Below are 8,715 nucleotides of genomic sequence, written 5' to 3'. Positions count from 1 at the left end.
GGGCCTGACGCAGCGCTGCCTCGCTGCTGGCCAGCGCGGCGGCGGCCTCGGTCTCGGCAGTGATGTCGCGGCCGAAGGCATAGATCGTGTCGCCGTCGGGGACGCTGGTCCAGGCGATCCGGCGGCGGTCGCCATCGCGGGTCAGGAGCACACTCTCGGAGGTCATGATCGATGAGCCGCTGGCGACGCGCGCCAGCCGGGTAGCGGCGGCTTCGCGATCAGCGGGCTCGACGAACTCGATGATGTTTCGCCCGAGGGTTTCAGCCGGAAGCCAGCCGAGCACCTTGCTGAAGGTGGGGTTGGCGGAGGTGATCGTGCCATCCCGCGCCGCAACGACCTTGAGCACCGGCGACAGGTTCCAGATCCGGTCCCGGTCGCGGGTGGCGCGCCGTTCCTCGGTGATGTCGCGGCCGATCGCATGGATGCGGCCTGCATCGGGCACTGCCGTCCAGTCCAGCAGGCGATAGTCGCCGGCCTTCGAGCGATAGCGGTTCTCGAAGGCCAGCGTGGTCGCGCCCTGCGACAGCTTGGTGACTTCGGCGGCCGTCCGGGCGATATCGTCGGGGTGGAGAAAATCGGCGAGCGGTTTGCCCACCATGTCGCATTCGCTCCAGCCCAGCAGCCGTTCGGCCGAGGGATTCACGGCCGTGACTATTCCGGCGTAGTCGCAAACCAGCATCAGTTCCTGCGACAAGGTCCAGAGGCGGTCGCGATCGCGCGCGGTCTCGACCTCCGCCAGCTTCTGCTCGTGAATGTCCGTGTTGGTGCCGATCCAGCGGATGATCTCGCCGGTTTCGGCACGGATCGGCACGGCCCGCACGAGATGCCAGCGATCCTGGCCGGCCGCGTTGCGGATGCGAAACTCGGTCTGGTAGGTTTCGCCGGACGCGAGCGCCGCCTGCCACTGCGCGACTGCCATCTCGCGGTCGTCGGGATGGACGATGTCGAGCCAGCGAGAGCCCAGCAGTTCCTGCGGTTCCCGGCCGCTGTATTCGCCGACGCGCTCGTTGAACCAGTCGAGCAGGCCGTTCGCCGGCGCCGTCCAGACATGGTTGGGCATCGCCTGGGCGAAGCCGCGGAACTGCGCCTCGCTCGTGCGGATCGCTTCCTGGGCGACGATGCGGTCCGTGACATCGATGCCGTCGACGAAGATGCCGGTGACGGTGCCGGTGGCATCGGCGATCGGCTGGAAGACGAAGTCGACGAAGCGGGTCTGCGGCGCGCTGCCGTCGGCTGGCTGCAGCACGAAGCGGGCGCCCGCCGTGCGATAGGCCCGGCCGCTGTCGAAGACCTCGTCGAGGATGCGCAGATAGCCCTGCTCGACGGCATCAGGCAGGGCCTCGACCACCGTGCGGCCGAGGACCTCGCGATGACCGACCAGCTGCTGATAGGCCTCGTTGACGAGGGTGAAGCGATGCTCCCGCCCTTCCAGCATCGCCATGAAGGAAGGCGCCTGCTCGTACATCTGCTGGAGACGAAGGCGCTCGTCGCGCAACTGCCGGTCGGCCCGGACCTTCTCGGTGGTTTCCACCACGATCGCGACGACGCCCAGCGGGCTGCCGTCCTCGTCGAGGATTGGCGAATAGTCGAGGTTCATCCAGACTTGGGCCGGCCCCGCGCCGCGGTTCAGCGTCAGTTCCTGGTCCTTGTAGGACAGGGTCCTGCCTTCACCGAAGACGGTGCGGACCACATTGTCGTTGAAGTCGGCCACCTCCGGCCAGCCCTTGCGGACCTCCGAGCCCAGCAGTGCGGGGTGGCGCGCGCCGGCGAAGCCGGAATAGGCATCATTGTAGATCATGATGCCCGGCTCGCCCCAGAGGGTCACGATCGGCAGGGGCGAGCGCAGGATCATCCCGACGATCGACGTCACCGCGGCTGGCCATTGGGCGATCGGGCCGAGGCTGGTCGCAGACCAGTCGAATGCACGGATCAGCGTGGCGAGTTCGCCCTCGCCCTTGAGAAATGGCGGGACCGGTACTGGGTCGGGCATGAAGTTCCGTCGGTCAGGGCTCATCGCGCCGACACGGGCGCGAGCATCGCGCGCAGGAAGGCGTCGAAGCGATGACCTTCTAGAGCATCGGCGGAAGCGGAGGAAATCCGTTTTTTGCAGGCGCGCCTCGCATCCATGTGCGGAACCAAACGCGCCCTGACCGCGTTCAGGTTCGAATGCGCTGAGCCATATGGGCCGCCGCCGGCAGCCAGGCGAGCGGGCTGGCACCAAAGACGGAGGAACGTTCGTCTTCGCGGGCCCGAAAGAAGGGGTACAGCGTTTCGACGCGCGAGGCCGCCCTGGGGTAATCGAGCTGCGACAGCATGACGGGTTTGGCGAGGCCCGGGTAGAGCCGCGGCGGGCTGACCACGGTGTTGCCCCAGAGCCGGCGGTAGAACGGGTAGTGCTCGGGCCTCACGGCCGCGAGCATGACATCGGCCGCGAACTGCTCCATGGCGAGCCAGGGCAGGCGCAGAGTCAGATAGGCCAGCTCCGGCAGTTCACGCGACCAGCGCGCATCGGCGACGAAGCGCGTGGGATCGACGATCACGCGGCCGGCTTCGATCTGGGGCAGCACGCTGTCGGGAAAGACCTGCGCCGTCGGAATCTGCGGCAGACCGGGAACGGTGATGCTGAGCCGGATCGCGCCGGCCAGCTCGCCATCGGCATAGACGCCGAAGATCAGACAGTTGGGCTGCTCGTCGACGGGGTCGGTGAAGCGCTCGTCCTCGTTGGCGGCGATCGCTCCCTCGCGCAGATAGGCCCGGTAGCGCAGGTTGAAGATCTGCTCCCGATCCTCGTGCGACAGGGCCTGACGATAGTCGATCCGCTCGAGCGCCCGCATGACGCGATCGGTCAAGGACGATCCCTGGTGAGCGACGGCTTGGACCATGATGCGACCGCTGATGGTTAACTGAAATTAACCATCGTCGCGCGATCACGGGAACGTCAAGGCGAAGTCTGCCCAAGTTTCGGCCTGCCGTTGCGTCGCTCACGACAGATTTCGCGCCACTGCGACGGAGATGTGACGGTCGGCCCCGTGGGGTCGCTGCCTGGATTCGGCTCAGCGGGCGCTGCGGCGCAGCGGCAGTCGCTCGACCTTGGCGGTGAGGGAGCGCGCCGCGAAGGCGGTGATCAGGTCGCGCACCAGAGGCGTCGCCTGCGGACGGGCGAGCAGATATCCCTGAACCTCGTCGATGGCCCCCATCTTGGCGAGGTTGTCGAGCTGTTCGGCGGTCTCGACGCCTTCGGCCACCACCGTCAGCCCGAGTTCCTTGCACAGCCGCGCAATGCCGACGAGCAGGGTCTGGTCCTTTTGCGTCTCGCGCCCGCCGGAGACGAAGGAGCGGTCGATCTTGATCTTCTGCAGCGGGAAGGTCTGCAGGTAGCTGAGGCTGGAATAGCCCGTGCCGAAGTCGTCCAGCGCGATGCGGACGCCCATTTCCCGCAAGCGCACCAGGATGGACAGCGCCTGAGCATCGTCCTGCATCAGGGCCGACTCGGTCAGTTCGATGACGAGGCGCGAGGCTTCCAGGCCGCTGCGTTCGAGCGCCCCAGCGACGTCCCCGATGATCGCGTCGCCGCGGAAATGGATCGCCGAAATGTTGACCGCCACCGATACGCTGTCCGGCCAGAGCATCGCTTCGCGACAGGCCTTGTCGAGCACGACGCCGCCGATCTGCGCGATCAGGCCGACCTCCTCGGCGATCCCGATGAAGTCTCCCGGGGCGACGATGCCGCGTTCGGGGTGGCGCCAGCGCAGCAGCGCCTCGCAACTGGTGATCCGGCCCGTGTCGATGGCGACGATCGGCTGGTAGTACAGCTCGAACTGGTCCTCAGCCAGGGCTTCGCGCAGGTCGAGCTCAACGATGCGACGGGCGCGCGCCACCTCGATCATGCTGCTGTCATAGAAGCGCGCGCAGGCGCGGCCGCTCGACTTCGCATCATAGAGGGCGAGATCGGCGTTGCGGATGACGATGTCGGGGTCGCGTCCGTCGTCGGGGCTGATGGCGATGCCCATGCTCGCGCTGCTGACGATCGCGTTGCCTTCGATCTCGTAGGGTTCGAGCAGGCTGGCGCTGACGCGTGCCGTGATGCCCTCGAGGTTAGCCCGATCGATCACGTCCGGGATGACCACGACGAACTCATCGCCCCCAAGCCGGGCGATCAGCGAGGCGTTGCCGAGCAGCGTCGAGAGGCGCCGTGACACCTCGACCAGCAGCGCGTCGCCGCAGGGGTGGCCCAGGGTGTCGTTGACCTTCTTGAAATGATCGAGGTCGATGAACAGGATCGCGAAGGTCTTGTCGGCCTCGCCGATCAGCGACTGGAGATGGGCTTTCAGCAAGCTGCGATTGGGCAGGCTGGTCAGCGGGTCGTAGAGCGCGAGCTGGCGGATCGTATCCTCCTGCTGGCGCTGCTCGGTGATGTCTTCGATCACGACCACGGTGCCAGTGGTGCCGGAAGTGCGAAAGGTCAGCTCGAGAACATGACCGTTAGAGAGGCTGGCCGTCAGCCGCGCCTCGCTTTGGTCGCGCAAGGCGAGCCGGGCCGCGAGGACGAGGCTGCGAAGCTGGGAGCGGCCGATCAAACCGGCGCGCTGGCAGCGGATCAGAAAGCGGCCGACGCCGCGGCCGGGTTCCGCGAAGCCGATCGGCAGCCCGACGATCGCCGGCAAGCGGCTGTTGACCAGTGAGAGGATGCCGTTGCGATCGAACATGCATAGGCCATGTGCCATGTTGTCGAGCGCCGCCTCGAGGCGGGCCGCGAGCAGGCGTTCATGCTTGGCGGAGACGATCGCCGTCGTCAGCGTCGCCCGAAGCTTGTCGGCGATGGTCTTGAAGCTGAGCATGAAAGGGGCGACCACGCAGGCGACGATCGCGTAGTGGGCGTTGCCGCCGAGCGTGAGGCCCGCCAGCAGCGGCACGCCGGCGCAGCTCAACTGGGTCAACACGAGCATGCGGCTGCCGTAATTGCGGCCGGCGACGCCGATCATGTTCGCCAGCGTCATCGAGAAGGCGAGGATCTGGACGGGCGGGCTGGCATGTAGCGCGAAGGTCAGGAACGACCACAGGCCGAGAACGAAAACATAGACCGACGAGAAGACCGTGTAGCGAATTTCCCAGTGCGTCGCCTCGCGTGGATCGCGGATCTGTTTGGCGGCAGCCCGGAACTGAGCGACATCTGCGGCCCGGATCAGCGCCAGAGCGAGAAGGACGCAAGCGCAGCCGTAGAAGGCTGGATGGCCCGTCATGGCGCCGGAGATGAAAGCGGCCAGGACCGTCCCGCTCGACCCGACGATGAGCGTGCGCGGGTCGGCATAGAGCGAGCGGACCAGCGATACGTAGACCTCGTCGCGCAATCCCTGATCGATCACCCGATGGGAGGTTTTGGGGGGCATGGGGCGTCCCTGAGGTCCACTGTACCGGGCAGCATCGTCGGCCGTGGTTAAAATGCCGTTGTAGCGCGGGATGTGCCGCCGGCATCGATCCGGAGGCCGATCGGTCGCCCCGGGTTAACGCGCCGGTGAGGCTTTTCGTTGCAGGCTCTGCCTGCCGTCTCGCCGTCACTGCCCGGACCCCGGACCGATGAGCCTCAGCCGCGAATTGTTGTCGAAGCCGGGCTGCGCCGTTCCCGCGGTGCCCTGCACGAACTGTCTCTGCGATCTCGGCGAGGCCTCGGGCATGGCCGGCGCCTTGTCATGTCCGTTGAAGATCGGTCTGTTGCGGCGGCTGGCCGATCGCCGCGGCATGGCAGCCGCCGATACGCTCTGCGACGCCTATGTCCCTGGCTTCGCGGATGAGCCCGCTCCCGGCGAGCCCTGGGCGTTCGGCGCCGGACGTCCTCTCAGCTGAGAAGCTCCGTCGCCGCCGGCTCCCTGCACAGGGCCCTTGCGACCGAGAACGCGGTTTCGAAGGCGGGAAGCGGCAGGAATTCGAAGCGCGAGTGGAAATTATAGGCGCCGGTGAAGAAGTTCGGGGTGGGTAGGCCCCGCGCCGACAAGGCTGCGCCATCCGTGCCGCCGCGCATCGGGATCAGCTTCGGCTGGATCTCGAGCTCGGCCATCGCCGCAAACAGCCGATCGACGCTGCGGCGATCGTCGCCGAGGCTGTCGGAGATGTTGCCATAGGTGTCGGTGACGCTGCAGGCGACGCGGCCCGTCGGATAGCGGGCGGCGATGGCGTCGGCGACGTCGGCGACGCGGCGCTTGCGACGGCCGAAGTTTTCGCGGTCGAAGTCGCGGATGGCGAGCCTGAGATCCGCCTGGCTGGCATGGGCCGTGAGCTCGGTGAACCAGACATAGCCTTCGCGGCCTTCGGTGTGCTCGGGCGTCTCGGCGCGGTCGAAGGCCGCGATGAAATCATGCGCCATCAGGAGCGGGTTGACCATCACGCCCTTGGCCGACATCGGGTGGGCGCTGACGCCGGTGAAGACGATCTCGCCTGCCGCGGCATTGAAGTTCTCGATGACGACCTCGCCGACCTCGCAGCAGTCGATCGTATAGGCGAAGTCGCAGGGGAAGCGCGCGAGATCGAGCGCCTTGGCGCCGCGCAGGCCGATCTCCTCGTCGGGAACGAAGGCGATGGCGATGTCGCCATGGGCGTCGTCCGGACCGAGCGTCGCGAGCAGCGTCATGATGATGGCGATGGCGGCCTTGTTGTCGGCTCCCAGAACGCTGGTGCCGTCGCTGAACAGGATGTCGGCGCCGCTCCAGCGCGCGATCTCGGGATGATCAGCCACACGCAGCCAGATGTCCTGTTCGCGGTTGAGGCAGAGATCGTCGCCCTCGAATCGCAGGATCTGCGGCCGAATGACCGGGGACAGGCCGGTATCGACTGTGTCGAGATGGGCGATGAAGCCGATCCGCGGTGCGCCTCGCCGGTTGCCACGCTTCACCGCCGTGACGGTGGCACGGTCGTCGACGACGACGTCGGCGAGGCCGAGCGCACGCAGTTCCCCCGCGAGCAGATCGGCCAGGCGCTGCTGGCCGGGCGTGCTCGGCAGCGTGGTCGCCTTGGCGTCGCTCTGGCTCTCGATGGCGACATAACGGAGGAAGCGCTCGATCAGTTGGGCTCGAATGGTCATGGTCGCTCCGGTGTCGCTCGCTGTCACCGCGGCGAGCATCCGACATAGCCGACGTTCTGCGCCGGGGCGACCCGCCCAGTGGCTGTCGCGAGCTCGAGCGACGGCGGCCGGCTGCGCGATTTGCAAGTCGCCTGCGCAAAGATGGCGCCAACGCAGGCAGGGAACGGCTTGCCTTCTGCGGCGGCTTCGAAGAGGAGTGGCCGCGCACCGCCGGACGGCCACGCCCCGCGATGCGGAACGCAACGGGCTGGACGGAAGATTCGAGCATGAGCAACCAGTATGTCGAGAAGGTGCTGTCGGTTCATCACTGGAACGAGACGCTGTTCAGCTTCCGCACCACCCGCAATCCCGCCTTCCGCTTCGAAGCCGGGCAGTTCGCGATGATCGGCCTGATGGTCGAGGGGCGCCCGCTGCTGCGGGCCTACAGCATGGCGTGCGCGCCCTATGACGAGGAGCTCGAATTCCTCAGCATCAAGGTGCAGGACGGTCCTCTGACCTCGCGGCTGCAGAAGATCGTGCCCGGCGACGAGATCCTGATCGGCCGCAAAGCCACCGGCACGCTGCTGCACGACAATCTGGTGCAGGGCCGGAACCTGTATTTCCTCTCCACCGGCACGGGGCTCGCCCCCTTCATGAGCCTGATCCGCGACCCCGCGACCTATGAGCGCTTCGAGAAGGTCGTCCTTGTTCATGGCGTGCGGCTGGTGTCGGAGCTGGCCTACGAGACCTTCATCCGCGAGGAGCTACCGGCCGACGAGCTGATCGGCGAGATGGTCGCGAGCCAGCTGATCTATCATCCGACCGTGACCCGCGAGGAGTACCGCAACCGCGGGCGCGTCACCGAGCTGTTCGCCTCGCCGGACTGGTTCGCCTCGCTCGAGCTGCCTTTCGCCGATGCGGAAAACGACCGCGTCATGCTCTGCGGCAGTCCGGCGATGCTGGCCGATATGAAGGCCCAGCTCGAGGGCCGCGGCTTCGTCGAAGGATCGAGTTCGGCGCCGGCGACCTATGTCGTGGAGCGTGCCTTCGTCGAGAAGTGACGGGACGCAGGCCAGCCCTGCCTTTTTGGGAGGCAGCCGGCTCGTTTTCGGCCTTGTAGCCGGTCGTCTGGCGTGATGACCTGCGCCGGTTCGTCGCCGAGCCGGAGCCTACGCCCATGTCGCCACGCATCGCCTTCGGCGGATTCCTGCACGAGACCAATACCTTCGCGCCGAGCAAGGCGGGGCTCGACGCCTTCGTGCAGGGCGGCGGCTGGCCGTCGCTGGCGCGGGGCGAGGCCGTGTACGAGGCGGTGCGCAACGTCAATGTCGGCGCGTCGGGTTTCGTCGAGACGGCGCGCGGGCTCGGCTGGGAGATGGTGCCGACCTTGTGGTGCGCCGCCAGCCCCTCCGCCCACGTCACGGCCGAGGCCTTCGAGACGCTGCTTGGCGAACTCGTCGAACGCATCACGGCGGCGCTGCCGCTGGATGGCGTCTATCTCGACCTGCACGGAGCCATGGTGGCGGAGGGCTTCCCGGACGGCGAGGGCGAGACGCTGCGCCGCGTGCGCGCCGCGATCGGACCGGAGGTGCCGCTCGTTGCCAGTCTCGACCTGCACGGCAACGTCACGCAGCTCATGGTCGACAGCGCCGACGCGCTGGTGG

7 protein-coding genes are annotated in these 8,715 nt (G+C 67.2%); 3 read left to right on the top strand and 4 right to left on the bottom strand.

Annotated features, from left to right (window positions below; genetic code table 11):
* The 3 genes from Q8M82_RS03900 to Q8M82_RS03890 all read right to left on the bottom strand — a co-directional run.
* On the bottom strand, window positions 1-1,990 hold a 1,990-nt coding region (locus Q8M82_RS03900), incomplete at its 3' end, for a PAS domain-containing protein (protein WP_305690069.1).
* A gap of 166 nt (window positions 1,991-2,156) precedes the next feature.
* Window positions 2,157-2,849, bottom strand: coding sequence for an N-acyl amino acid synthase FeeM domain-containing protein (locus Q8M82_RS03895; RefSeq protein WP_305690068.1), 693 nt, complete (start codon window positions 2,847-2,849; stop codon window positions 2,157-2,159).
* A gap of 204 nt (window positions 2,850-3,053) precedes the next feature.
* The gene (locus Q8M82_RS03890) at window positions 3,054-5,387 is read right to left on the bottom strand and encodes a putative bifunctional diguanylate cyclase/phosphodiesterase (protein ID WP_305690067.1); all 2,334 of its coding nucleotides are present in this window, start codon (window positions 5,385-5,387) and stop codon (window positions 3,054-3,056) included.
* A 187-nt stretch (window positions 5,388-5,574) separates the two neighbouring features.
* Between Q8M82_RS03890 and Q8M82_RS03885 the strand changes: the two genes are divergently transcribed.
* Complete coding sequence (locus Q8M82_RS03885; protein ID WP_305690066.1) at window positions 5,575-5,841, top strand: hypothetical protein; 267 nt, start codon at window positions 5,575-5,577, stop codon at window positions 5,839-5,841.
* On the opposite strand, the gene pepT is transcribed toward Q8M82_RS03885, so the two are convergent.
* On the bottom strand, window positions 5,834-7,072 hold the full coding sequence (pepT, locus tag Q8M82_RS03880; RefSeq protein WP_305690065.1) for a peptidase T: 1,239 nt from the start codon (window positions 7,070-7,072) through the stop codon (window positions 5,834-5,836). The two genes, Q8M82_RS03885 and pepT, sit on opposite strands and share 8 nt — an antisense overlap.
* Window positions 7,073-7,338: 266 nt before the next feature.
* Here pepT and Q8M82_RS03875 point away from each other — a divergent pair, with 266 nt between their 5' ends.
* Both Q8M82_RS03875 and Q8M82_RS03870 read left to right on the top strand, forming a co-directional pair.
* Window positions 7,339-8,112: a ferredoxin--NADP reductase gene (locus Q8M82_RS03875; RefSeq protein WP_305690064.1), complete on the top strand. Its 774-nt coding sequence runs from the start codon at window positions 7,339-7,341 to the stop codon at window positions 8,110-8,112.
* Window positions 8,113-8,228: 116 nt separating this feature from the next.
* On the top strand, window positions 8,229-8,715 hold a 487-nt coding region (locus tag Q8M82_RS03870), incomplete at its 3' end, for a M81 family metallopeptidase (RefSeq protein ID WP_305690063.1).

The sequence above is a fragment of the Allobosea sp. genome (assembly GCF_030694325.1).
Lineage (GTDB): Bacteria > Pseudomonadota > Alphaproteobacteria > Rhizobiales > Beijerinckiaceae > Allobosea.
This window is presented reverse-complemented; position numbering and strand designations above follow the sequence as displayed.

Coding starts and splice junctions, on each gene's coding strand:
- pepT (WP_305690065.1), bottom strand. CDS start 7,072: ATGACCATTCGAGCCCAACTGATCGAGCGCTTCCTCCGTTATGTCGCC.
- Q8M82_RS03885 (WP_305690066.1), top strand. CDS start 5,575: ATGAGCCTCAGCCGCGAATTGTTGTCGAAGCCGGGCTGCGCCGTTCCC.
- Q8M82_RS03875 (WP_305690064.1), top strand. CDS start 7,339: ATGAGCAACCAGTATGTCGAGAAGGTGCTGTCGGTTCATCACTGGAAC.
- Q8M82_RS03890 (WP_305690067.1), bottom strand. CDS start 5,387: ATGCCCCCCAAAACCTCCCATCGGGTGATCGATCAGGGATTGCGCGAC.